At 61.1% G+C, this 25,920-nt stretch carries 18 protein-coding genes, 2 tRNA genes and 1 pseudogene; 7 read left to right on the plus strand and 14 right to left on the minus strand.

Annotated features, from left to right (window positions below; all coding sequences use genetic code 11):
• Positions 1-46: 46 nt before the first annotated feature.
• Positions 47-2,584 (minus strand): PAS domain-containing sensor histidine kinase, encoded by a 2,538-nt coding sequence (locus CGA21_RS27805; protein ID WP_188265511.1) that lies wholly within the window; start codon positions 2,582-2,584, stop codon positions 47-49.
• 120 nt (positions 2,585-2,704) lie between these two features.
• On the opposite strand from CGA21_RS27805, the pseudogene CGA21_RS27810 reads away from it, so the two are divergent.
• A pseudogene (locus tag CGA21_RS27810) lies at positions 2,705-3,004 on the plus strand (type IV pili twitching motility protein PilT); the annotation flags it as partial.
• Positions 3,005-3,121: 117 nt separating this feature from the next.
• On the opposite strand, the gene CGA21_RS27815 reads toward CGA21_RS27810, so the two are convergent.
• The 11 genes from CGA21_RS27815 to CGA21_RS27865 form a co-directional block, all read right to left on the minus strand.
• A complete protein-coding gene (locus CGA21_RS27815; RefSeq protein ID WP_188265512.1) occupies positions 3,122-5,077 on the minus strand; it encodes an acetoacetate--CoA ligase in 1,956 nt (651 codons plus the stop codon).
• A 120-nt stretch (positions 5,078-5,197) separates the two neighbouring features.
• The gene (hbdH, locus tag CGA21_RS27820) at positions 5,198-5,971 is read right to left on the minus strand and encodes a 3-hydroxybutyrate dehydrogenase (RefSeq protein ID WP_033045670.1); all 774 of its coding nucleotides are present in this window, start codon (positions 5,969-5,971) and stop codon (positions 5,198-5,200) included.
• A gap of 7 nt (positions 5,972-5,978) precedes the next feature.
• Positions 5,979-7,370 (minus strand): GntP family permease, encoded by a 1,392-nt coding sequence (locus tag CGA21_RS27825; protein WP_110754441.1) that lies wholly within the window; start codon positions 7,368-7,370, stop codon positions 5,979-5,981.
• Positions 7,371-7,658: 288 nt separating this feature from the next.
• Positions 7,659-9,074: a sigma-54 interaction domain-containing protein gene (locus tag CGA21_RS27830; RefSeq protein ID WP_188265513.1), complete on the minus strand. Its 1,416-nt coding sequence runs from the start codon at positions 9,072-9,074 to the stop codon at positions 7,659-7,661.
• Between the two features lie 137 nt (positions 9,075-9,211).
• A complete protein-coding gene (locus CGA21_RS27835; RefSeq protein WP_110754437.1) occupies positions 9,212-10,789 on the minus strand; it encodes an ABC transporter ATP-binding protein in 1,578 nt (525 codons plus the stop codon).
• 14 nt (positions 10,790-10,803) lie between these two features.
• A complete protein-coding gene (locus CGA21_RS27840; protein WP_110754435.1) occupies positions 10,804-11,826 on the minus strand; it encodes an ABC transporter permease in 1,023 nt (340 codons plus the stop codon).
• A complete protein-coding gene (locus tag CGA21_RS27845) occupies positions 11,826-12,884 on the minus strand; it encodes a microcin C ABC transporter permease YejB (RefSeq protein WP_020795419.1) in 1,059 nt (352 codons plus the stop codon). Before CGA21_RS27845 ends, CGA21_RS27840 begins: the two co-directional genes overlap by 1 nt.
• Complete coding sequence (locus CGA21_RS27850) at positions 12,884-14,752, minus strand: extracellular solute-binding protein (protein ID WP_188265514.1); 1,869 nt, start codon at positions 14,750-14,752, stop codon at positions 12,884-12,886. The genes CGA21_RS27845 and CGA21_RS27850 overlap by 1 nt, the downstream gene beginning before the upstream one ends.
• A gap of 135 nt (positions 14,753-14,887) precedes the next feature.
• The gene (locus CGA21_RS27855; RefSeq protein WP_110754431.1) at positions 14,888-15,169 is read right to left on the minus strand and encodes a peptidylprolyl isomerase; all 282 of its coding nucleotides are present in this window, start codon (positions 15,167-15,169) and stop codon (positions 14,888-14,890) included.
• A 106-nt stretch (positions 15,170-15,275) separates the two neighbouring features.
• Positions 15,276-16,148, minus strand: coding sequence for an esterase/lipase family protein (locus CGA21_RS27860; RefSeq protein ID WP_188265515.1), 873 nt, complete (start codon positions 16,146-16,148; stop codon positions 15,276-15,278).
• Between the two features lie 284 nt (positions 16,149-16,432).
• Positions 16,433-17,503 carry a 3-deoxy-7-phosphoheptulonate synthase gene (locus CGA21_RS27865; protein WP_188265516.1) on the minus strand — a complete coding sequence of 357 codons (1,071 nt, stop codon included), beginning with the start codon at positions 17,501-17,503 and terminating at the stop codon, positions 16,433-16,435.
• A gap of 625 nt (positions 17,504-18,128) precedes the next feature.
• On the opposite strand from CGA21_RS27865, the gene CGA21_RS27870 reads away from it, so the two are divergent.
• From CGA21_RS27870 to CGA21_RS27895, 6 genes are all read left to right on the plus strand, one after another.
• A complete protein-coding gene (locus CGA21_RS27870; RefSeq protein WP_223194284.1) occupies positions 18,129-18,605 on the plus strand; it encodes a GNAT family N-acetyltransferase in 477 nt (158 codons plus the stop codon).
• Positions 18,606-18,733: 128 nt separating this feature from the next.
• A complete protein-coding gene (gene uvrY / locus CGA21_RS27875) occupies positions 18,734-19,375 on the plus strand; it encodes a UvrY/SirA/GacA family response regulator transcription factor (protein ID WP_008015884.1) in 642 nt (213 codons plus the stop codon).
• Between the two features lie 2 nt (positions 19,376-19,377).
• Positions 19,378-21,201: an excinuclease ABC subunit UvrC gene (uvrC, locus tag CGA21_RS27880; RefSeq protein WP_020798849.1), complete on the plus strand. Its 1,824-nt coding sequence runs from the start codon at positions 19,378-19,380 to the stop codon at positions 21,199-21,201.
• Positions 21,202-21,233: 32 nt separating this feature from the next.
• Positions 21,234-21,794, plus strand: a complete 561-nt coding sequence (gene pgsA / locus CGA21_RS27885; protein WP_110754424.1) for a CDP-diacylglycerol--glycerol-3-phosphate 3-phosphatidyltransferase — start codon at positions 21,234-21,236, stop codon at positions 21,792-21,794.
• 63 nt (positions 21,795-21,857) lie between these two features.
• Positions 21,858-21,933 (plus strand) — tRNA-Gly (locus tag CGA21_RS27890).
• 45 nt (positions 21,934-21,978) lie between these two features.
• Positions 21,979-22,052 (plus strand) — tRNA-Cys (locus CGA21_RS27895).
• Positions 22,053-22,243: 191 nt separating this feature from the next.
• On the opposite strand, the gene acnB is transcribed toward CGA21_RS27895, so the two are convergent.
• Positions 22,244-24,844, minus strand: coding sequence for a bifunctional aconitate hydratase 2/2-methylisocitrate dehydratase (acnB, locus tag CGA21_RS27900; RefSeq protein WP_188265517.1), 2,601 nt, complete (start codon positions 24,842-24,844; stop codon positions 22,244-22,246).
• Positions 24,845-25,297: 453 nt separating this feature from the next.
• The coding region (locus tag CGA21_RS27905; protein ID WP_223194286.1) for a response regulator at positions 25,298-25,920 on the minus strand (623 nt) is incomplete at its 5' end.

Genomic DNA, 25,920 nt, shown 5'->3' on the forward strand with positions numbered 1-25,920 from the left:
ACCTTGTTGCGGTCGTGACAGCCAGGGGGCGCGATTATGCCCCAACTCACTGCGGTTGACCGATCATCGTGCGAATCTTGTTGGCCAGCAGATCGATGGAAAACGGCTTGGCCACCATGTCCATGCCTTCTTCGAGAAAGCCCTGGCGTTCGGCGGCGTTTTGCGCGTAACCGGTCATGAACAATACCTTCAGTTGCGGGCGATGCTGGCGCGCGATTTCCGCCAGTTGTCGCCCGTTCATCCCGGGCAGCCCGACGTCGGTGACCAGCAGGTCGACGCGCAAGTCGGATTCGAGCAAGGGCAGGGCGGTCTTCGCGTCTTCGGCTTCATAGGCGTGATAACCCAACTCCTTGAGCAGATCGGTCACCAGCATGCGCACCGCCGGATCGTCTTCCACCAGCACCACCGTTTCGCCGGCAATCGCTGACGGTGCTTCGCTGACCACGGGCGACAGCACATCCTGTGGTTCGTTGCCTCGTAGTCGCGGCAGGTACAGGCGCACGCTGGTGCCGTGGCCCGGCAGGCTGGACAGGGTCACATGGCCGCCGGACTGCTGGGCGAAACCGTAGATCATCGACAACCCCAGCCCGGTGCCCTGGCCGATGGGCTTGGTGGTGAAGAACGGATCGAAGGCCTTGGCCAATACCTTGGGGGTCATGCCGGTGCCATTGTCACTGACGGCGATCATCAGGTAATCCCCGGCCTTGACCGGTTCAAGCGTGGTGATATCGCTGCCGTCGAGATAGACGTTGGCGGTTTCGATGCACAACTGGCCACCCTCGGGCATGGCGTCGCGGGCGTTGATCACCAGGTTGAGCAGGGCGTTTTCCAGTTGACTGACGTCGGTGCTGACCGGCCAGGCATCTTCGGTCAGTAGCAGCTTGAGTTCGATGTGGTCGCCTTTGGTACGGCTGAGCAAGTCTTCCAGGGAGTGGATCAGGTCGTTGGCGTTCAGCGTCTTGCGATCCAGCGACTGACGCCTGGAGAACGCCAGCAACCGATGGGTGAGGGCGGCGGCGCGGTTGGCCGAGGAAACCGCAGCCTCGGAGAAACGGTTGATTTCGGCGGCGCGGCCGTCGGCAATGTAGCGTTGCATCAAGTCCAGGCTGCCGATGATGCCAGTGAGCATGTTGTTGAAGTCATGGGCAATGCCGCCGGTGAGCTGGCCGAGTGCTTCCATCTTCTGCGCATGCCGCAGGGCTTCTTCGGCGCGCTCGCGTTCGAACATCTCGCTGAGCAGTTTTTCATTGGCCTCGGCCAATTGCCGGGTGCGCGCGCTCACCCGTTCTTCGAGGGTTTCGTTGAGGTTGCGCAGGGCTTCTTCGGTCTGTTTACGCTCGGTTTCGTCGATGACGAAAATATAGAAACCATTCACCGCGCCATCCGGGCCGTGACGCGGCAGGTAATTCATGAGCGCCTGGCGGATGCTGCCGTCGCGGTGCGCCGTGCCGATGCTGAAGCAACAAGCCTTGCCGCTCAGGGCCTGGGCGATGTGCTCTGCGCGCAATGCGTAGGCCTCATCGCCCAGCACTTCGCGAATGGTTCGGCCGTAGAGTTCCTGGGGCGTCAAGCCATACCAGTCCAGGTAGGCGGCGTTGTTCAAGCGAAAGCGTTCCTCGCGGTCGACGTAGCTGATCAGGATCGGCATGGCGTTGATGATCAACTGCAGCTCGGTCTGACTCTGGCGCAAGGCGTGCTCGGTGTTTTTGCGATCGGTCAGGTCAAGGGCGGCGCCGAGGAAACGGATCGGCCGCCCATGGTGATCCTTGTAGCAGCGTCCGCGAGCAAACACCCAGCGCAACTGGCCATCGGGTTGCAGCAGGCGGTATTCCTCGGCGTACTCGGTGCCGTGAGTGATGCAGTGCTTGATGCTGCGGGCGATCAGGGTGCGGTCTTCGGGGTGGACGCCGTGCAGGTATTCGCTGATCGGCAATTGGCCAGACAGGGCCGGGTCGACGCCGTGCAATTGGGCGAAGTGAGCGTCGGCGATGAAGCGGTCCTCACTGATGTCCCAGTCCCAGGTGCCGACCGCGTCGGTGGCGGCGAGGGCCAGTTGTAGGCGTTCTTCGGTGTCTTGCTGAGCCTTGAGGCTCGCAGCGGAGCGCTGCTCCAGTTCGAGGGCGATGCGCCGGCGCTCGTTGGTTTCGATGGCGGTGACCAGGATTCCGGCAACCTGGGCATTTTCGTCGCGGATGGGGCTGTAGGTCAGGTCAAGCCAGAAATCGGAATCAGTACCGTCGCGCTGCAGGGTGAAGCGCTGTTCGCTGTAGGTTCGCACCTGTCCTTGTAGGACCGCGCTGTAAATTGGGTCAGTAAAGTCCTTTAATTCGGGCCAGATCAGGTGGGTTGGCTGTCCGAAAGCGTGCGGATGCTTGCTGCCGGCCAGCAGCGCGAAGCCGTCGTTGTAGATCTGCGTCAGCTGCGGCCCCCAGAGCAACAGCATCGGCATTGGAGAATGAATCACGATGTCCACGGCGGTTCGCAGGCTCTGTGGCCAGGTGCCAGCAGCGCCCAGGGGGCTGTTCGCCCAATCGAGTCTGGCAATCAGGGCCTGGGCATCGCTGCCGGTGGGTGATGCGTTCATCAAGATGTCCTGCACAAAAGTCGGTGTGGCGGCGTCAACTATCCTTGCAGGGCAGTAGACGCTGGATGACCTGCTTCAGGTCATTTTTTAACATTGAATGCTTCGTCGATGCTTTTGGCCATGGAAATCGACGCGTTGTTAAGGCGCTTGGCCAGCCAGGATGGCTCCGATCTTTACCTGTCCACGGGTGCGCCTGCGAGTGCGCGGTTCAACGGTGTGCTTACCGCCCTGGCCGATCAACCGATCAAGCCGGGAGCAATCGCGACGATTGCGGCGTCCATCATGGACGCCGAACAGCGCCTTGAGTTCGATCGGGAACTAGAAATGAACCTGGCGATCTCCCAGGCGGGGATTGGACGCTTTCGAGTGAACATTTTCAAACAGCGTAACGATGTGTCAATGGTCGTGCGCAACGTCAAGCAAGCTCGCTCGCGATGGTCGTCAACGATGTCGCTGGATGCCTGACACCCCGCGGCGTTCTCGGGTTCATCGTCGGAACGCCGCCCGGAGCATGCTCGCTCCTGCTGGAGGCGATATTCAATCCTGGAGTTCGGGGCGATCGCGGAATTGCTCGAGCGCCTCGGGGTTGGCCAGCGCGTCGGTATTCTTCACCTTCTGCCCATGCACTACATTACGCACCGCCAATTCGACGATTTTGCCGCTGATGGTGCGGGGAATGTCGGTCACCGCGACAATCTTCGCCGGCACATGACGTGGTGTGGTGTTGGCGCGAATGACCTGGCGGATCTGCTGCTGCAGCGCGTCATCCAGTTCCACGCCCTCGCGCAAGCGCACGAACAGCACCACCCGCACGTCGCCCTGCCATTGCTGACCGATGGCCACGCTGTCGAGCACCTGCGGGACTTTCTCCACTTGCCGATAGATTTCCGCCGTGCCGATACGCACGCCACCGGGATTGAGCACCGCGTCGGAGCGCCCATGGATCATCATCGCGCCGTGGGGCAGTTGTTCGGCGTAGTCGCCCTGGGCCCAGACACCGGGAAATTGGCTGAAGTAGGAGGCCTTGAGCTTTTCGCCATCGGGGTCGTTCCACAGGCCGATCGGCATCGCCGGGAAGTGCCGCGTGCACACCAGTTCGCCCTTTTCGCCGATGACCGCCCGGCCCTCGTCGTTCCACACTTGCACGGCCATGCCCAGGCTCTTGCCCTGGATTTCGCCACGGCGCACCGGCTGCCAGGGGTTGCCGTTGACAAAACACGAGACGATGTCGGTGCCTCCCGACATCGAGGCCAGGCACAGGTCGGCCTTGAAGTCGCGATAGACATAGTCGTAGCTCTGCGGCGACAGCGCAGAACCGGTGCAGAGCAAGGTCTTGAGGCTGCCCAGGTCATGGCTTTGCCCAGGCCTCACGCCGCTGCTTTGCAGGGTGGCGAGGTACTTGGGGCTGGTGCCGAATACGGTGATGCGCTCGTCGTCGATCAGGTCGATCAAGCGTTCGGCATTCGGATGGAATGGCGAGCCATCGTACAGCACCACGGCACTGCCTACCGCCAGGGCCGAGACCAGCCAGTTCCACATCATCCAGCCGCAGGTGGTGTAGTAGAACAAGCGATCGCCCGGGCCGAGGTCGCAGTGCAGGCCGTGTTCCTTGACGTGTTGCAGCAGCACGCCGCCGGTGCTGTGAATGATGCACTTGGGCACGCCGGTGGTGCCGCTGGAGTAGAGGATGTACAGCGGATGGTCGAAGGGCACGGCGACGAAATCCGGATCGCCACCCGGGTCATAAAAATCATCCCAGAGCGTCACATTGGCCTGGGTACGGAAATCTTCGATGCGTGTTCCGGGGCGTGCGTAAGGCACGATCACCAGTTGCTGCAATGACGGCAGGCGTTCGAGGATTTCGTTGACCTTGGCGTGCTGGTCGATCTCCTTGCCGGCATAACGATAGCCAGCGCAGGTGACCAGCACTTTCGGTTCGATCTGGCCGAAGCGGTCGATCACCCCTTGGGTGCCGAAGTCGGGCGACGAACAGGACCAGATTGCCCCCAGGCTGGTGGTGGCGAGCATGGCCACCAGGGTTTGCCAGGTGTTGGGCATGCAGGCCGCCACCCGGTCGCCAAGGCCGACACCGGCCGCCATCAAGCCCTTCTGAAATCCTGCGACATGCTCCGCCAATTCGGCCCAGGTCAAGTGTTCACGCTGGCCGTTTTCAGCCACGGCCACGACGGCTACGGCATCGTCGCGTCGACTGAGCAGGTGTTCAGCGAAATTCAGGGTGGCGCCGGGGAACCACTGGGCGCTGGGCATTTGTGGGCCTTCCAGTAGCACCGCGTCGGGTTGCTCATGGAAGCGGATGTCGAAGAAGTCGACGATGGCCTGCCAGAAATCCGGGCGCTGGTCGATCGACCATTGATGCAAGGCGGGGTAGTCGTCGATGTGCAGGTGGTGCCGTTGATTGACGAAGCGCCGAAAGGCTTCCATGCGAGTCTTGCCGATGCGTTCGGCGCTGGGTTGCCAGAGAATGTCGGACATGATTTGCCTCTTCTTCTAGTTTCAGATCCATTCGCGAGCAGGCTCGCTCCCACATTGAAATGCGATCCCCTGTGGGAGCGAGCCTGCTCGCGAAGAACGATGACGCGGTTTAACATCAGATCACTGCGCCAACCACCCACCATCGATATTCCACGCCGCACCGCGCACCTGGGTGCCAGCCTCGCTGCACAGGAACAGCACCAGTTCACCCAACTGTGGCGGCGTCACGAACTCCAGCGACGGCTGTTTCTCGGCCAGCAGGTCATGCTGCGCCTGCTGTGGGTCGATGCCCTTGGCGGCGCGATCGTCGATCTGCTTTTGCACCAGTGGTGTCAGCACCCAGCCCGGGCAAATTGCGTTGCAAGTGATGTTGCTGGTGGCCGTTTCCAGGGCGACCACTTTGGTCAGGCCGATCACGCCATGCTTGGCGGCGACATAAGCGGCTTTGCCCGTCGAACCCACCAGGCCATGCACCGAGGCGATGTTGATCACTCGGCCCCAGCCTTTGGCGCGCATCCCCGGCAGGCTCAGGCGGGTGCTGTGAAACACCGATGACAAATTGATCGCGATGATCGAGTCCCAGCGTTCCACCGGAAACTCGTCTACCGGCGCCACATGCTGAATGCCGGCGTTGTTGACCAGAATATCGACGCCGCCGAATTCGCGCTCGGCGTAGGCGATCATGTCGGCGATCTGCGCCGGGTCGCTGACGTCGGCGGGATGATGGCCAACCTTGCCGCCGAACTGTTCAACCTCGGCAATCACTTTGGATGCATCGCCAAATCCGTTGAGGATCAGATTGGCGCCAGCCTTGGCCAGGCTCAGGGCAATGCCTAGGCCAATGCCGCTGGTGGAACCGGTAACCAGTGCGGTCTTGCCTGAAAGAGTCGTCATCAATACCTCACACAATGCCAGTGGCGTAGAAAGTGCCGATCACTACGAAAACCGCCAGGGTCTTGATCAGCGTAATACAGAAAATGTCTTTGTAGGCTTCGCGGTGGGTCAGGCCGGTGACCGCCAGCAAGGTAATCACCGCGCCGTTGTGCGGCAGGGTATCCATGCCCCCACTGGCCATGGCCGCCACCCGGTGCAGGACTTCCAGTGGGATGTTGGCGGCATGGGCCGCTGCGATGAAGTCATTGGCCATGGCCGCCAGCGCAATGCTCATGCCGCCGGACGCCGAACCCGTGATGCCCGCCAGCAGGGTCACGGTGATCGCTTCGTTGACCAGCGGGTTAGGGATGCTTTTGAGCCAGTCGGCCAGGACCAGAAAGCCTGGCAGCGACGCTATTACCGCACCAAAACCGTATTCAGACGCGGTGTTCATTGCTGCCAGTAATGAACCGCTGACTGCACTTCTGCTGCCTTCGGCCAACTTGCCGCGAATCGCCTGGAAACCGAACACCAGCACCATGATGATGCCGACCAGCAGTGCAGCCTGAACGGCCCAGATCGCGGTGAGCTTGGCGATTTCGGTGGTCACTGGCGCAGCCATGCCCGGCAGCGCGAGACTGTGGGTCTTGCCGTACCACTGTGGAATCCACTGGGTAAACAGCAGGTTCATGATGCCCACGGCCAGCAGTGGCGACAGGGCGATCCACGGATTGGGGAGTTTGATGTCGGCAGCGGTTTCCGGCTCATTGCGCAGGTCGGTGCCGTAGCCTTCGCCGCTAAGCTGAGCCTTGTTACGTTGGCGCTGCAGAAACAGCATGCCGGCGCAGACCACGAAGATCGACCCGATCAAACCCAGCCATGGCGCGGCCCAGGCGGTGGTGTTGAAGAAGGTGCTGGGGATGATGTTCTGGATTTGCGGGGTGCCGGGCAGGGCGTCCATGGTGAACGAAAAGGCGCCGAGGGCGATGGTCGCCGGGATCAGGCGTTTGGGAATGTTGCTCTGGCGGAACATTTCCGCGGCAAACGGATAGACCGCGAACACCACCACGAACAGCGAGACGCCGCCGTACGTCAGCAGGGCGCAGACCAGCACGATCACGAGCATCGCCTGGCGGGTGCCGAGCAAGCGAATCGCCGCCGCGACGATCGAGCGCGAGAAGCCGGATAACTCGATGAGTTTGCCGAACACCGCGCCGAGCAGGAACACCGGGAAATACAGTTTGATGAAACCGACCATTTTTTCCATGAACACCCCGGTGAAGGCGGGGGCGACGGCGGAAGGATCGGTGAGCAGGACGGCGCCGAGTGCGGCAATCGGGGCAAATAGGATGACGCTGTAGCCACGGTAAGCAGCCAGCATCAGCAGCGAGAGGGCTGCCAAGGCAATGATCACACTCATGGTGTGTCTCCTGGATTGTTATTTTTGTGAGGGTGAAACTTTGTAGGAGACGTCTTTAGCGAATTTCATGCCATCCGGCTAAGTCTTTGAAATATATGGATATATTCTATTAATTTGAGTGAGGCTTATCGAATTTGTCTCTATTTCGAGACTTTCGTCGTCAGTGCTGGCCGTTTCGCGGGCAAGCCCGCTCCCACAGGTTCTTCGAAGTGCCTGGAAAAACGTGGTCACTGTGGGAGAGGGCTTGCCCCGAAGAGGCCGTATCTATTAATAGAGATTTATGTCTCATTATTGAGACTCTGCAATCCCCAACGCCACCATCTTCTTGTACAAGGTCGACCTTCCCAGCCCTAACCGCGCCGCCGCCTCGATCACCTTGCCCCCGCATTGCGCCAGGGCCGCTTCAATCAATTGCCGGTCAAAGCGCTCGCGCGCCGCACTGAACGTTTCATGCTCCAGCGGTTCGATGGGCAACGGCGCCACGCGCTGCACTGGGGTAAAAGTTCCGATCGCCGCGCGGATATCTGCCTCCGTCAGGCGCAGGTCGTCACTGAGCAATGCCGCCCGCTCCAGTACGTTGCGCAGTTCGCGAATGTTCCCCGGCCAGGCGTGTTGGCCCAGGAGCGCCAGCGCATCGCTGTTCAGTTCGTGCTGGCTGCGCAGTTCTTCAAGGATCGCTTCACTCAGGGCAGGCAGGTCGTCGAGGCGCTCGCGTAGCGGTGGCACCTGGATCGGCAGGACGTTGAGGCGGTAGTAGAGGTCGGCGCGAAACTCACCACGCTTGATCGCCGCTTCCAGATCGGTCGAAGTCGCGGCGATCACCCGCACATCGCTCTGGATCACTTCGTTGGAACCGACCGGTTCAAATTCCTTTTCCTGCAGCACCCGCAATAACTTGCTTTGCAGGGGCAACGGCATATCGCCGATTTCATCGAGAAACAGGGTGCCGCCCTGGGCGATCTGCAGTTTGCCGGCGCGGCCTTTGCGGTCGGCGCCGGTATAGGCGCCAGGCGCAGTGCCGAAGAATTCGGCTTCGAGCAGTGCTTCGGGGATCGCCGCACTGTTGATGCTGACGAACGCCTTGAGGGCTCGCGGCGATGCATTGTGGATCGCCTGTGCCAGCAATTCCTTGCCGGTGCCGGTCTCGCCGAGCAGCAACACCGGTGAGTCGGTGCTGGCGCTGCGCCGGGCGCGGCGCTTGACTTCCAGGCTGGCGGCGCTGGTGCCGATGAAGTGGGCGAAGTTGTAGCGGGTCTGTCGCGCCCGCAGCAGCGAGCGCGTAGAAGCAAGCTCTTGCTGCATGCTCATGTAGCGCTTGAGCATCGGCGACAGGCTGCGCAATTCGTCGAACAAGGCGAAGCCGATGGCACCGATCACCTCGCCGGCATCGTCATGAATCGGCAGGCGCATGACCACCAGGGGTTCCTTGGGGGTGTCCTGCATGTCGAGCAGAATCGGTCGACCGGTGCGCACCACCTCGCGCAACAGGCTGCCGGGGATGACGCTTTCGCAAGCCTTGCCAATGGCGTCTTCAGCCGATGGCAGGCCGAAACGCTTGGCATAGCGTTCGTTCATCCAGACGATGTTGGCGTCGCTGTCGACGATCACCGTGCCTTCACTGGACTGCTCGATGATCTCGAACAGCGAGCGGATCGCCAGCAGGCGCACGCGCTGGTAGTCCTTGAGGCTTTCGGTGGTGTTCATGAGGGCTGATCCTGATTGTGTGTTGCCTGTGCCGGCCCCTTCGCGAGCAGGCTCGCTCCCACACTTGGTCTGTGTGTTTCACAAATCCCCTGTGGGAGCGAGCCTGCTCGCGAAGGCCGCGACGCGGTCTGGCCGGATTATGCCTGCCCCACATGCGCCGCCGCCAACAGCTCTTTGGTGTAGGGATGCTGCGGTGATTCGAACACGTCGTGGCTGGCGCCGCTTTCGACCACCTTGCCGTCCTTGATCACGATCATGTCGTGGGCCAGGGCGCGCACCACCGCCAGGTCATGGCTGATGAACAGGTAGGTCAGCCCGTGCTTTTCCTGAAGTTGACGCAGCAAGGCGACCACCTGCTTTTGCACGGTGCGATCCAGCGCCGAGGTGGGTTCGTCCAACAGGATCAGCGCGGGCTTGAGCACCAGCGCCCGGGCGATGGCGATGCGCTGGCGCTGGCCGCCGGAGAATTCGTGGGGGTAGCGATGCCGGCTTTGTGGGTCCAGCCCGACTTCCTGCAGCGCCCGGATCACCTCGGCGTTGCATTGCTCGGTGCTCAACTGGCTATGCACTTCCAGTCCTTCGCTGATGATCTGTGCCACGGACATGCGCGGGCTGAGACTGCCAAACGGATCCTGGAACACCACCTGCATTTTCTTGCGCCATGGCCGCAACTGCTTCTGCGTCAGGCCATCGAGTGCCTGGCCCTGGAAGCGGATAGCGCCCTCGGAGTCCAGCAGGCGCAGGATCGCCTGGCCGAGCGTGGACTTGCCGGAGCCCGACTCGCCGACGATGCCCAGGGTCTTGCCGCGCTGGATGCTCAGGCTGATGCCGTCCACGGCCTTGAGGTAAGTCTTGCGTTGGAACAATCCGCCACCGACGGCAAATTGCACCCGCAGGTCGTGCACTTCCAGGACTTTTTCGCGTTCGTCCCGGGGCAGGGCTTCGCCTTCGGGCTCGGCGTTGAGCAACAGGCAGCTGTAAGGGTGTTTCGGTGCGGTGAACATCGTCTCGCAGCTGGCTTGCTCGACAATTTCCCCGGCTTTCATCACGCAGACGCGCTGGGCGATGCTGCGCACCAGATTGAGATCGTGGCTGATCAGCAGCAGCGACATGCCCAGTCGCTGTTGCAGCGACTTGAGCAACAACAGGATCTTGCGCTGCACTGTCACGTCCAGCGCCGTGGTCGGCTCATCGGCGATCAACAATTCCGGTTCGCAGGCCAGGGCCATGGCAATCATCACCCGCTGGCGCTGGCCACCGGACAGCTGATGGGGGTAAGACTTGAGTCGCTCCTGGGGCTTCTGGATGCCCACCAGATGCAGCAACTCGAGTATCCGCGCTTGCGCCGCTTTACCGGCCAGGCCCTTGTGCACCAGCAGGGTTTCGCCGATCTGCTTCTCGATGCTGTGCAACGGGTTCAGGGAGGTCATCGGCTCCTGGAAGATCATCGCGATGCGATTGCCCCGCAGTTCGCGCAATTTGCGGGCATCGGCGCCCACCAGTTCCTGGCCACGATAGCGGATGCTGCCGGTCGTCTCGGTGCCGCATTCGGGCAGCAACTGCAGGATCGAGTGAGCCGTCACCGACTTGCCCGAACCCGACTCTCCCACCAGTGCCAGGCATTCACCGGGGCGGATGTCCAGGCACAGGTCGCGTACCACCGTCTGGCCGTTGAAGGCGACGCTGAGGTCACGGATTTCGATCAGGTTGGTCATGGCAACAGTCCGCTTCACGAACGAGGGTCAAAGGCGTCGCGCAAGGCTTCGCCGATGAACACCAGTAGAGAAAGAATCAACGCCAGGGTGAAAAACGCCGTCAGCCCCAGCCACGGTGCCTGCAGGTTCTGTTTGCCCTGGCCGATCAGCTCGCCCAGGGAGGCACTGCCGGCCGGCATGCCGAAACCGAGGAAATCCAGCGCGGTGAGGGTCGAGATGGCCCCGGTCAGAATGAACGGCAGGTAGCTCAAGGTCGCGTTCATGGCGTTGGGCAGGATATGCCGCACGATCACTTTGCGGTCGGTGAGCCCCAGCGCCCGGGCCGCCTTGACGTATTCCAGGTTGCGCCCGCGCAGGAATTCGGCCCGCACCACGTCCACCAGGGCCAGCCAGGAAAACAGCGCCATGATTCCCAGCAACCACCAGAAATTCGGCTCGACGAACCCCGAGAGGATGATCAGCAGGTACAGCACCGGCAGCCCGGACCAGACCTCCAGCAGCCGCTGGCCGAGCAAGTCGACCCAGCCACCGTAATAGCCTTGCAGGGCACCTGCGGCGATGCCGATCAGCGCGCTGACGAAGGTCAGCATCAAGGCGAACAGGATCGATACCCGCGCGCCGAAAATCACCCGCGCCAACACGTCCCGCGCCTGATCGTCAGTGCCCAGCCAATTGACCCCTGAAGGCGGGCTCGGGGCCGGTTTGTTCAGGTCGTAGTTGGGTGTGTCGTCGCTGAAGGGGATCGGTGGAAACAGCAACCAGCCACCGTCCTTCTTGATCAGGTCCTGCACATATTCGCTGCGGTAATCGGCCTGGAACGGCAGTTGCCCGCCGAATTGCTGCTCGGTGTAGCGCTTGAACACCGGGAAATACAACGAGCCCTGGTAGCTGACGACCAGCGGTTTGTCATTGGCGATCAGCTCGCCACCCAGGGTCAGCAGGAACAGCCCGACGAACAACCACAGCGACCACCAGCCGCGGCGGTTTTTCTTGAAACGCTCGAAGCGGCGTCGGCCTAATGGCGAAAGCTGCAGCATCAGGCGTTCCTCGCAGCGAAGTCGATCCGCGGATCGACCAGGGTGTAGCACAGGTCGCCGACGAGTTTTATCAGCAGGCCGAACAGCGTGAAGATGAAGAGTGAACCGAACACTACCGGATAGTCGCGTGACACGGCCGCCTCGTAGCTCATGCGCCCCAGGCCGTCGAGGGAGAAGATCACTTCGATCAACAGGGAGCCGGCAAAAAACACGCTGATGAAGGCCTGGGGAATTCCCGATACCACCAGCAGCATGGCGTTGCGGAACACGTGACCGTACAGCACCCGGCGTTCGCTCAAGCCTTTGGCACGGGCGGTGACCACGTACTGGCGGGTGATTTCGTTGAGGAACGAGTTCTTGGTCAGGATGGTCAGGGTCGCGAAACCGCCAATCACCAATGCGGTCACCGGCAGTACCAGGTGCCAGAAGTAATCGACGACCTTGCCCAGGGTCGACAGCGATTCGAAATTGTCCGAGACCAGCCCGCGTACCGGGAACCAGTTCAACGAGGTGCCACCGGCGAACACCACGATCAGGAACATGGCGAACAGGAAGGCCGGCATGGCATAGCCGATGATGATCGCCGTGCTGCTCCAGACATCGAAATGGCTGCCGTGGTGCACGGCCTTGCGAATCCCCAGGGGAATCGACACCAGGTAGGTGATCAACGTCGCCCAGAGCCCCAGGGAGATGGTGACCGGCATTTTTTCCAGGATCAGGTCAGTGACGGTGGCACCGCGAAAGAAGCTCTTGCCGAAATCCAGGCGCGCGTAACTGGTGAGCATCAACCACAGGCGTTGCGGTGCCGGTTTGTCGAAACCGTATTGTTTTTCGATGTCCTTGATCAGCTGCGGGTCGAGACCGCGGCTGGCCCGGGAATGGCCCATGGTTTCGCTCGAACCACCACCGACACTGGCTCCGCCGATGCCCTGCAAGTGCGCGATGGCCTGTTCCACCGGGCCACCTGGCGCGGCCTGGACGATGACGAAGTTGACCAGGAGAATGATCACCAGTGTCGGGATGATCAGCAGCAGGCGCCGCACGATATAAGCCCACATCAATGCGGTCCTCCGGGTCTGCCACGACGGATGCGCTCGGCGGTCATCTGCTGGTTGGTCAGCGGCGTGGTGCTCATTTCCCACCAGCTCTCGATGGCTTCGTCATTGCTCGCCTGCACGTTCGGTATGCCGAAACGATTCCACCACACGGTGGAGCTGCCCGGCGGGTAATAGTTGGGAATCCAGTAATAGTTCCATTGCAGCACCCGGTCGAGCGCATGGGCATAGTGCAACATGTCGGCCTTGGTGCTGGCGCGCAACAGGCCGTTGATCAGCGTATCCACCGCCGGGTTCTGCAAGGCCATGTAGTTGTTGGCGCCGGGATCCAGGGCCGCCGCCGAGCCGAAGTAATTGAGCAGTTCGCCGCCGGGAGAGGTGGTGACCGGATAGCCGGTGACAATCATGTCGTAGTCACGGCTCATCAGGCGGTTGACGTACTGGGACGAATCGATGCGGCGGATGTTCATGTCGATGCCGATCTGTTTCAGGGTGCGCTTGTAGGGCAGGAGCAAACGGTCCATGCCGTTCTGGCTGACCAGGAAGGTGAAACTCAGCGGCTCGCCGTCGGCGTTCACCAGTTGATCGCCCTGGGGTTTCCACCCGGCCTGCTCGAGCAGGCCCAGGGCTTGCAATTGCTTGTCGCGAATCACACCGCTGCCATCGGTTTTCGGTGGTTCGAACACTTGGCTGAAGACTTCATCGGGGATCTGTCCGCGCAAGGGCTCCAGAATCGCCAGCTCACCGGCATCAGGCAACTGCCGGGCCGCCAGTTCGGTATTGGAAAAGTAGCTCTGTTGGCGGATGTACAGGTTGCGCATCATCTGCCGGTTGCTCCATTCAAAATCCCAGAGCATCGCCAGTGCCTGGCGCACCCGGCGGTCCTGGAACATCGGCTTTTGCAGGTTGAACACGAAACCCTGGGCCGATTGCGGCGCTTCGGTGGCCAGGTGGGCCTTTTGCAGGCGACCGTCGCTCAGGGCCGGGCTGTCGTAGCCGATGGAGTAGCCGGTGGCGGAAAACTCGCGGTTGTAGTCGTAGGCGCCGCCGCGCAATACCTGGCGCGCGACATCGGTATCGCCAAAGTACTCAATGCTGAAATGATCGAAATTGTACAGCCCGCGGCTGACCGGCAAATCCTTGCCCCACCAGTCGGGGTTGCGCTCGAAAGTGATGCTGCGCCCCGAATCGACCTTGCCGACTTTGTACGGTCCGCTGCCCAATGGCGGCTCGTAACCGCCGCCATTGGCAAAGTCACGGTTCTTCCACCAGTGCTCGGGAAACACCGGCAAGGTGGCGATGTCCAGCGGCAGGGTGCGGTTTTCGTTGTTCTTGAAATCGAAGCGCACGGTCAATGGCGACTCGACTTCCACGCCCTTGACGTCGGCGAACTGAGTGCGATAGCGCAGGCTGCCCTGGGTCATCAGCAGGTCGAAGGTGTAGCGCACGTCCTGGGCGGTGATCGGCGTGCCATCGGCAAACTGCGCCTTGGGGTTGAGGTAGAAACGCAGGGACAGGCCATCGTCGGAGCGCTCCATCTGCTGCGCCACCAGGCCGTACACCGTGTAAGGCTCATCCAGCGAGCGCTGCGCCAGGGGGGAGTAGAGCAGGCCATCGATCTGCGTCACGCCGATGCCCTTGTCTATATAAGGCAGGACGTGATCGAAATGCCCGATCTCGATTGCGGAACGGCGCATCGTCCCGCCCTTGGGCGCTTGCGGGTTGGTGTAGGCAAAATGACTGAAGCCGGCAGGGTACTTGGCGGGCTCGCCGTATACGGTCAACGCATGTTGCGGTGCGGCATTCACACCGGCGGCACCCAGGAGCAGGGCCACGGCAGTGAACAATAAAGTCGGGAAAGCCAGTCGCATTGTCAGCCTTAGAGCCGGGTGGTCGTTAACCACAATTTGTACGCTAGCGGCGCGTCCCTCGCCAGCCGAATTACGTATCTGAAACACGACGGCCCACCGGAAGGCGGGCCGTTGCACAGCCAATCCAGGGTGTGATCAGTCCTGGCGGCTGGTCACTTCCAGCAGGTGGTAGCCGAACTGGGTCTTGACCGGACCTTGCACCACGTTGATCGGTGCGCTGAAGACCACGGTGTCGAATTCCTTGACCATCTGGCCTGGACCGAACGAGCCCAGGTCGCCGCCCTGGCGGCTGGAAGGGCACGAGGAATTGGCTTTGGCGACTTCGGCGAAGTCTGCACCCGCCTCGATTTGGGCCTTGAGTTCGTTGCACTTGGCTTCGCTGGCAACAAGGATGTGACGGGCAGTGGCTTTGGCCATGGGAAAACTCTCCATTCAATGTACGGTAAAGTGCTGAGCCTACCGGATTCAGTGGGGTATTTCTCCTCAAAGTTCCGTTGCCAGCGCTCTGGACGGCAGGTTTGGTTTAAAGTCCGGCTTTTTCCAGGCGCTCGGCGTGCTGTACGTAAAGATCTATCGGGTCGATGCGCCTTTCACTTTGACCGCTTCCCTGGCGAAGGGTGCCCAGATGGTCCAGCGGATAATCGGAGCGGATGACGGTGCCCAGATGGGAGCTGTAGCGCCCGACCATGCCATCGTTCTGCAAGGGCTCGGTGGTGAAATAACGTGACAGCGCCCGCAGCAGGCCGTGGGACGGGTCCAGTTCGGCATCCTGCCGCTTTCCCTGCAGGACGCCACTCCAGGAATAGTAGCGGACACCATTGACCTGCTCGGGCCCCTTGCCTCCCCAAGTCTGCGGCAAGCCCTGCGGGTACTTCTGGTTGAACGCGCCCACACCTTGCGTAGTCAGCGCATTCAGCGCGGCGATAGCATTTTGCGGCATCCGGCGCTGACCGCTGAGCAATGACAGGAGGTCGGCGAACAAGGTGGCAACGATTTCGGCCAGCGTTTCCGGCAGGTGGCCTGGTGTCAGCGCACTGCGTAACAAGTCGGCCAATTCCGACCCGTGGTTCGGCCCGCTGACGGACGTCACCGAGGCCACCTTGCCTGGCGCAGTCGCGGCGGCATAACGTGCGGCCAATGCGCCTTGACTGTGGCCGATCAGATTCACCTTGGGGGCGCCGGTCCCCTGCAGTACCCGCCGGATTTGCGCCAGAAGCTGTTCGCCGCGGACCTCATTGCTATGGGTGGCGGACAGTTGCGCGACGAAAACGCTTGCCCCCGCGTCCCGCAGGGCCTGCTTGACCTCGTGGAAGAGTTGCACACTGCCGATCCGCTCGAAGCCGAAAAGCCCGTGCACCAGCAGGATTGGATAATGAGTCTTTGCATTCCGTTGCATGTTCATTCCTTTTTCCAGGGTTCGAGAAAGTGATTTCCGAACTCACTTTAAAGACTCCAATGCCGGCGCGATGCATGAAATAGCCGCGGTGGTTGGGGGAAAAAGGCATAGGTACGGTACGAATGCGCGGAGGTGGAGGTGGCTTCCTGGACTGCCCCCGTGGCGCATTGACACCTCGACTATAGGAGCGAGCATGCTCGCGAAAAACCCGAGAGCACCGCGGGGTGTCAGGCTCCCCGCGTCATCGTTGACCTCCATCGCCAGCATGCTCGCTCCTACAGGCGTTATTCCTGTGCCCGCAGCCGATCTGCCGCCTGGCGCAACAGCTGTTCTGTCGCGCTCCAGCCCAGGCAGCCGTCGGTGACCGAAACACCGTACTTCAGCGACGGCCCCAGCGGTTGGCAGCCCTCGAACAAATGACTTTCGATCATCATGCCGATCAGCGAGCGATCACCCGCAAGGCGTTGTTCCAGTACATCGTTGAACACGGCGGGTTGGCGCAGTGGATCTTTACCGCTGTTGGCGTGGCTGCAGTCGACCATGACCCGGGCCGGGATCTTCAGGCGGGTCAAGTCGGCGTGCACGCGGGCGATGCTGGCGCGATCGTAGTTCGGGCCGTGATGACCGCCGCGCAGCACCAGGTGGGTGTCTGCATTGCCCGGCGTCTGGATGATCGCGGGATGGCCCTGGCTGTCGACACCGAAATGGCGATGTGGATGGGCGGCCGAGCGCATGGCGTCACAGGCCACGCCGACACCGCCGTCGGTGCCGTTCTTGAAGCCTACCGGCATGCCCAGGCCGCTGGCCATCTCCCGATGGATCTGCGATTCGGTGGTGCGGGCGCCAATGGCCACCCAGCTCAGCAGGTCATCGAAGTAGCCGGCGGCCATCGGTTGCAACAGTTCAGTGGCCACCGGCAAGCCGAGCATGATCATTTCACGCATCAGCTCGCGGGACAGGGCCAGGCCGCCGGCCATGTCATCGCTGCCATCGAGGTGCGGGTCGTAGGCCAGGCCTTTCCAGCCGACCGTGGTGCGAGGTTTTTCGACGTAGGCGCGCATTACCAGGAGCATCTGGTCGCTGACGTCGGCGGCCAGGCGAGCCAGGTTCTCGGCATATTCGAGCGCTGATTTCGGGTCGTGGATCGAGCAGGGGCCGACGATGACCAACAGGCGCGAGTCTTTCCCGTCGAGGATCGCGCGAACCGCCTGGCGGTGAGCGGCGACTTGGAGGGCGAGGGCGTTGCTCAGTGGCAATTGCTGTTTGAGTTGCAGCGAGCTTGGCAGGCGCAGGGTCAGCGCTTCGTTGGCAGGGTTGAGGATCGACAGTGGCAGAGCAGAGACGGACGAGTTCATGTTCAGGCTTCCTGGGCGGCGGCGGGTTGTTCCCGCGCGCTCGGCCCTACTGGGGTGTTCGACAATTGGCCGGATTGGCTGCGTGTGAGTGCTTGCCACCTGTGGGTGACCGATCGGAGGCGGCAGGCTGTCCCGAGCGGAGGGTGGTAAATCGCCAGGCGCTAAAACTGTCGTGACGGTAATAAGTGGCGTAGTTCATTTCGTGAATCCTCTTGATGGCGGTGTGTCGCTAAATAAGTGGCGGGCCCAAAAAACAAAACCCCCGGTCGGGAGGCCGACCGGGGGTTGAAAATTCTCTGGTGGCGACCCGTTTGAAGTGGGCGCCGTGTGGGTATCAGGCGCGCCAGTGGCTAAACCAATACCCAAAATAAAAGCTTGCCGGAGCGCACGCGTCGTTCACCCGGGCAGACGCAACCGAGCGCGGGGCGCTGGCGGTACGAAGCGGTGGGTGGGCATTGAACATGGTCGATCTCCGATGAGTGCACCGAGCTTACTAGAGGCCGGTGCGAGGTTTCAATCAGAAAATGCTATCGATCATCAAAGGCGATTTCTATCGCTTGAGTGCCCATGCGCTTGTGGCACACACTCCCTGTTTATGAAAACAACCACCCTCCCGGGATCGAGCATGACGCCATTACCTGATGTTCGCCGCGGCTTGCCGGATCTCGACTGGCGCCGGGCAATGGACTGCGACCTCGATTTCGCCCGGGACCTGACGTGCGTCAACATGCTGCGCTATTACATCCAGCACGATCTGGTGTGGCTGGACGAAGCGTTCGATGTCGCCTGGGCCGGGCGCGACAACCGGGTAATGGTGCACGGCGAACGTCAATTGGGGTTCGTCAGCCTCAGTCGGGATGCCAGGGCGTTGTACATCCGCGAACTGCATGTTGGCCCGGCGTTTCGAGGGCAGGGGGTCGGTTCCTGGGCAATCGATCAAGTAGTGGCACTGGCGCGCAGGGAGGGACGCCAGCGCTTGCGCCTGACCGTTTTCGAAAATAATCCGGCGCGGGCCTTGTACGAACGCAAGGGCTTGAAGGTGGTGGGCAAAGACGAGTGTTTCCTGCGCATGGAGCGTGAAGTCTGCTTTGCGACATGCTGAAACACGCTGCCGACAAGCGCTGCAAGACGAATGGAAACTTTTTATATAGCGCTTGGCGCTAGGTCTGCCACTTGCTTTTTGCTAAGGTGGCGGGCATTCCAAATAAGATCATATCGCGAGGTGTCTGCTTGATTAGGGTGCTAGTAGTCGATGACCATGATCTCGTTCGCACAGGCATTACGCGAATGTTGGCTGACATCGATGGCCTGCAAGTAGTCGGCCAGGCAGAGTCCGGGGAAGAGTCCCTGCTCAAGGCGCGTGAGTTGAAACCCGATGTGGTCTTGATGGACGTCAAGATGCCGGGGATCGGCGGTCTTGAAGCCACTCGCAAATTGTTGCGCAGCCATCCCGACATCAAGGTCGTTGCGGTGACCGTGTGCGAGGAAGATCCGTTTCCCACGCGGCTGTTGCAAGCCGGGGCGGCGGGCTACCTGACCAAGGGCGCCGGGTTGCCGGAAATGGTCCAGGCCATCCGCCTGGTGTTTGCCGGGCAGCGCTACATCAGCCCGCAAATTGCCCAGCAACTGGCGATCAAGTCTTTCCAGCCGACCAACGATTCACCCTTTGATGCCCTGTCGGAGCGGGAAATCCAGATCGCCTTGATGATCGTCGGCTGCCAGAAAGTCCAGATCATTTCCGACAAGTTGTGCCTGTCGCCGAAAACCGTGAACACCTACCGATACCGCATTTTCGAAAAGCTTTCGATCAGCAGCGATGTCGAGTTGACGCTGTTGGCGGTGCGACACGGCATGGTTGATGCCAGCCTCTGAAAATGACTGAAACCTTCGATCCAAGCGCGTTCCTGTCAACGGTCAGCGGGCGCCCCGGTGTCTATCGCATGTTCGACAGCGATGCGCGCCTGCTCTACGTCGGCAAGGCCAAGAACCTCAAGAATCGCCTGTCGAGCTACTTTCGCAAAACCGGCCTGGCGCCCAAGACCGCTGCGCTGGTCGCGCGTATCGCCCAGGTCGAAACGACCATCACGGCCAATGAAACCGAGGCCTTGCTGCTCGAGCAGACGCTGATCAAGGAGTGGCGTCCGCCGTACAACATCCTGCTGCGCGACGACAAATCCTACCCTTATGTCTTTCTCTCCGATGGCCAGTTTCCGCGCTTGAGCATCCACCGCGGGGCGAAGAAGGCCAAGGGCAAATATTTTGGTCCCTATCCGAGCGCTGGTGCGATTCGCGAAAGCCTGAGCCTGTTGCAAAAGACCTTTTTCGTTCGCCAGTGCGAAGACAGCTATTACAAGAACCGCACGCGGCCTTGCCTGCAGTACCAGATCAAGCGCTGCAAGGCGCCTTGTGTCGGCTTGGTCGACCCACAGGTATATGCCGAAGACGTGCGACATTCGGTGATGTTCCTCGAAGGTCGCAGCAATGCGTTGAGCGACGAGTTGTCCGCGGCCATGGAAGAGGCGGCGATCAACCTTGAGTTCGAACGAGCCGCCGAACTGCGCGACCAGATTTCGCTGCTGCGCCGGGTCCAGGATCAACAAAGCATGGAAGGCGGTACGGGCGACGTCGATGTCATCGCCGCGTTCGTCAACCCGGGCGGCGCCTGTGTTCACCTGATCAGCGTGCGCGGCGGGCGAGTACTGGGCAGCAAGAACTTCTTCCCGCAGGTGGGCATTGAAGAAGACGTGTCTGAGGTCATGGCGGCGTTTCTTGGCCAGTACTACGTCAGCAGTCCCGAACGCGACTTGCCGAGCGAGCTGATCGTCAATGTGGTCCACGAAGATTTTCCGACACTGATTGCGGCCATTGACGAGCTGCGCGGTCGCGAACTGACCATCAGCCACCGAGTGCGCGGTACGCGTGCGCGCTGGCAGCAATTGGCGGTGACCAACGCCGAGCAGGCCCTGGGCGCGCGCCTGGCCAACCGACAACACGTTGCCGCGCGGTTCGAGGCCCTGGCCGAAGTGCTCAAGCTGGACGAGCCGCCCCAGCGCCTCGAGTGCTATGACATCAGTCACTCCAGCGGGGAGGCGACCGTGGCCTCGTGCGTGGTGTTCGGCCCCGAAGGCCCGATCAAGTCCGATTACCGGCGCTACAACATCGAAGGTGTCACGGCGGGCGATGACTATGCCGCCATGCACCAGGCGCTGACCCGGCGCTTCAGCAAGCTCAAGGACGGGGAGGGCAAGTTGCCGGACATCCTGCTGGTCGATGGCGGCAAGGGCCAGCTATCGATGGCCCGTGACGTGCTCGACGAACTGGCGGTCCCCGACCTGATCCTGCTCGGCGTCGCCAAGGGTGCGACGCGCAAGGCCGGTTTCGAAACCCTGTACCTCAACGACGCCGCCCACGAATTCACCTTGCGCGGCGATTCCCCCGCGCTGCACCTGATCCAGCAGATTCGCGACGAAGCCCACCGTTTTGCGATTACCGGGCACCGTGCACGACGCGGCAAAACCCGCCGCACCTCGACGCTTGAAGGCGTTGCCGGGGTCGGGCCGACACGCCGGCGCGATTTGCTCAAACATTTTGGTGGATTGCAGGAGCTGTCTCGTGCCAGCATCGAAGAAATCGCCAAAGCCCCCGGGATCAGTAAAAAGCTCGCAGAGTTGATTTATGCAAATCTGCACAGCGAGTAGAATGCCCCCTCACCTCGTAGCCAGTTGTGCCGATGAATATCCCTAATCTGATTACCGTTCTACGCGTCCTGCTCATACCGATCTTCATTTTGCTGTTCTACCTGCCTTACCAATGGAGTTACCTGGCGTCAGCCTCGGTCTTCGCCTTCGCCGCCGCCACTGACTGGCTGGACGGATACCTGGCCCGACGCCTGGAACAAAGCACGCCGTTCGGGGCTTTCCTCGACCCGGTGGCCGACAAGCTCATGGTCGCCGTCGCCCTGGTGTTGCTGGTCCAGGAACACGGCAACCTGTGGCTCACGCTGCCAGCCGCGGTGATCATCGGTCGCGAGATCGTGGTCTCGGCCTTGCGCGAATGGATGGCCGAGCTCGGCGCCCGTGCGCACGTGGCCGTATCGAACCTGGGCAAATGGAAAACCGCCGCGCAAATGCTGGCGCTGGTAATCCTGCTGGGCAATCCATCGGACTTCAGCTTCTGGGTCTTGATGGGTTACGCCTTGCTGATGGTCTCCGCCGGCCTGACATTGTGGTCGATGGTTCAGTACTTGCGGGCTGCCTGGCCGCATCTGAAGACTGACGTGCAAAAGAAATAAAACTTTTTTGAATCAAGGGGTTGACGGGGCTTCTGGATTCTATAGAATGCGCCACACCAAGACGCGGGAATAGCTCAGTTGGTAGAGCACGACCTTGCCAAGGTCGGGGTCGCGAGTTCGAGTCTCGTTTCCCGCTCCAAGTTTTACGCATTTGATGTCGCGCTACTGACAGCAGATGTTTTGAGGCCGAGTAGCAAAATGGTTATGCAGCGGATTGCAAATCCGCCTACGCCGGTTCGATTCCGACCTCGGCCTCCACTATAAATAGCCCCGTAGATCAATGATCTACGGGGTTTTTTATTGCCCTCGGGAAAGTCAAGAATTCCGCACTTTTTGGCATGTGTTCCGCAACCCGTCAAAGCGGCCACACCTGAATGTCCCAAAAGGCGCGGTCATCAGCAAAGCGCCGACAGGGTTGTCGGCGCTTTGAAGACCAGGCGTATGACGCGCTACGCTTGAACGACGGGGATATGGCTGTTCACTGCCGCTTCACGGTACTCGGCGATTTGATCGAAGCTTAAGTAGCGGTAAACGTCGGCCGCCATGCTGTCGATGTTGTTCGCGTACTCCATGTACTCTTCGAAGGTTGGCAGCCTGCCCAGGATCGAGGCCACGGCAGCCAGCTCGGCCGAGGCCAGGTAGACGTTCGTGGCGTCGCCCAGTCGGTTCGGAAAGTTACGGGTCGACGTCGAGACCACGGTCGAGCCGGTCTGCACTCGCGCCTGGTTGCCCATGCACAGCGAGCAGCCTGGCATTTCCATGCGCGCACCGGCCTTGTCGTAAATGCCGTAGTAGCCTTCCTCGGTCAGTTGGTGAGCGTCCATCTTGGTTGGCGGGGCCAGCCATAGACGGGTAGGGATGCCACCCTTGACCTTTTCCAGCAGCTTGCCGGCAGCGCGGAAGTGACCGATGTTGGTCATGCAGGAGCCGATGAACACTTCGTCAATGACCTGGCCCTGTACGGTCGACAGCAGGCGCGCGTCGTCCGGGTCGTTCGGCGCGCAGAGTACCGGCTCCTTGATCTGCGCCAGGTCGATTTCGATGATCTCGGCGTATTCGGCGTCCTCGTCCGCTTGCAGCAGCTCAGGGTTGGCCAGCCAGGCTTCCATTGCTTGTGCACGACGCTCCAGGGTGCGTGCATCGCCGTAACCTGTGCTGATCATCCAGCGCAGCAAGGTGATGTTCGAGCGCAGGTATTCGGCAATGGCCTTTTCAGGCAGCTTGATGGTGCAGCCCGCGGCGGAGCGTTCAGCCGAGGCATCGGACAGTTCGAAGGCTTGTTCGACGGTCAGTTCGTCCAGGCCTTCGATTTCCAGGATGCGTCCGGAGAAGGCGTTGATCTTGCCTTTCTTCTCGACAGTCAGCAGACCTTGCTGGATGGCGTAATAGGGGATGGCATGCACCAGGTCACGCAGGGTGATACCTGGTTGCAGCTTACCCTTGAAGCGCACCAGCACCGACTCCGGCATGTCCAGCGGCATGACACCGGTGGCGGCGGCGAAGGCGACCAGCCCGGAGCCCGCCGGGAACGAGATGCCGATCGGGAAACGGGTGTGGGAGTCGCCACCGGTGCCGACGGTGTCCGGTAGCAGCATGCGGTTGAGCCAGCTGTGGATGATGCCGTCGCCAACTTTCAACGAAACGCCGCCGCGGGTGCGCATGAAGTCCGGCAAGGTGTGATGGGTTTTCACATCCACAGGCTTGGGGTACGCCGCGGTGTGGCAGAACGACTGCATCACCAGCTCAGCCGAGAAGCCCAGGCATGCCAGGTCTTTGAGTTCGTCACGGGTCATGGGACCGGTGGTGTCCTGGGAGCCGACGGTGGTCATTTTCGGTTCGCAGTAGGTGCCCGGGCGGATGCCGGTCACGCCACACGCCTTGCCGACCATTTTCTGCGCCAAGGTGAAACCCTTGGTGCTTTGAACCGGTGCTTCAGGCGTTTTAAACAGGTCCGAAGGAGGCAGGCCCAGCTCGGCGCGGGCTTTCTCGGTCAGGCCACGTCCGATGATCAGAGGGATACGGCCGCCAGCACGTACTTCGTCCAACAGCACCGGGGTCTTCAATTCGAAGGTGGTGATAACGTCTTGGGTGCCGTGCTTGCAGACTTTGCCGGCGTGCGGGTAGACGTCGATCACGTCGCCCATGTGCAGTTTCGAAACATCGAACTCGATCGGCAATGCGCCAGCGTCTTCCATGGTGTTGTAGAAGATCGGGGCAATCTTGTTACCGAAGCAGAATCCACCGGCGCGTTTGTTCGGTACGTACGGGATGTCGTCGCCGAAGAACCACAGCACGGAGTTGGTCGCCGATTTTCGCGAGGAGCCAGTACCCACCACGTCACCGACGTAGGCCACCGGGAAACCCTGGGCCTTGACGGCGTCGATCTGCTTGAGCGGGCCAATGGCGCCAGGCTCTTGCGGCACGATGCCGTCACGGGCCATTTTCAGCATGGCCCGGGCGTGCAACGGGATGTCCGGGCGCGACCAGGCGTCCGGGGCAGGGGACAGGTCGTCGGTGTTGGTTTCGCCTGGCACCTTGAACACGCTCAAGCTGTACTTTTCTTCGATGGCCGGGCGGGCGGTGAACCACTCGCCGTCAGCCCAGGATTGCACTACGGCTTGGGCATGCACGTTGCCGGCCTTGGCTTTTGCAGCGACGTCATGGAAGGCGTCGAACATCAGCAGGGTGTGCTTCAGTTGTTCGGCGGCAACGGCGGCCAGTTCTGCGTCTTCCAGCAGTTCGACCAAGGTGGCGATGTTGTAGCCACCTTGCATGGTGCCCAGCAGTTCTACAGCGCGCTGCTTGTCGATCAGGGGGGATCTGGCTTCGGCCTTGGCGATGGCGGACAGGAAGCCTGCCTTGACATAGGCCGCTTCATCCACGCCTGGCGGCACGCGATGGGTGATCAGGTCGACGAGGACTGCCTCTTTACCCACCGGGGGATTTTTCAGCAGCTCGACCAGGCCTGCGGTTTGTTCGGCGTTCAGCGCGAGGGGCGGCAAGCCTTCCTCGGCGCGCTCTTGTACGTGACGGTCATAGGCTTGGAGCACAGCGATCTCCTGCGGGGGTAATGGCACGCGAGGTGGGGTAGTGGGACAGTCCATTCCCGGGAAAAAAGCAAAAGCAGGGATTCGGTTTCCACCGAGGGTGACCACCCGTGGCTGCACCGAAAAGAACCTGCTCCTGCAAAACTATAAAATCATTGATTGTCGACACATTGCTATTGCGATGCGAAATCTAAAAGGATATTTCGCCTAATGCAACAAGATTGTCGACACATGGTTGATTTTTGTTCGTCAGAAGACCGCGGAGCGCCTGACGGACTCCATTCGAGAAGGTATTGAGGATTGCGAGGCCGCTTGATAGTCGGCCTCGTAGGAGCAAGCCTGCTCGCGATGGTCGTCAACGATGACGCTGGGCACCGGATACCTTCGGTGCTCTCAGGTTCATCGCCTTAGCCCGGGTGCCTTTGACGTACCGGGCCGATGACTTCTCAGGGCGTTTCAATAGCGCCGTGAATGACAGGCCTCGCCAATGATGTCGAGGAAGTCATCGTGGGACACTGGCTTGCTCACGTGGTAATTGAAACCCGATTGCCTGGTTTTTTTCTCGTCGCTGCTGGTGGCATAGCCCGTCAAGGCAATGGCCGGTGTGTGCTTGAGATGGGCGATCTGGCGAATGGCATGCATCAGTTCGTGGCCATTCATGAGCGGCATGCCGATGTCCGAGATGATCACGTCGTAGCTGCTGTCCCTGGCGGCTTTCAGGGCCTTGTGCGGATCGCTGAAGGCATCGACGTGAGCATCCTCCATTTCCAGCAACGTCTGCAGGACCTCCATGACGTCCAGGGAGTCTTCCACCAGCAGCACTTTCTGGCCGATCAGTCGCCCCGACGCACCCGGCCCATGCGGTTGCTCGTTGGCGTGCTGTGGCGCCTGGCACAGAGGCAACAGGACGGTAAACCTGCATCCGCGGCCCAGGCCTGCGGAATGTACATTCACCGAACCGCCGTGGGCTTCCACCAGTTGCCGCACCAACGACAGGCCAATGCCCAGGCCTTCGCGCTGATGACTGGCATGCTGGTTGTCCGCCTGGCTGAAGAGATCGAACACCTTGTGCAGATTGT

It is taken from the genome of Pseudomonas sp. PSB11 (assembly GCF_014596605.1).
In the GTDB taxonomy this organism is placed as follows: Bacteria; Pseudomonadota; Gammaproteobacteria; order Pseudomonadales; family Pseudomonadaceae; genus Aquipseudomonas; species Aquipseudomonas umsongensis.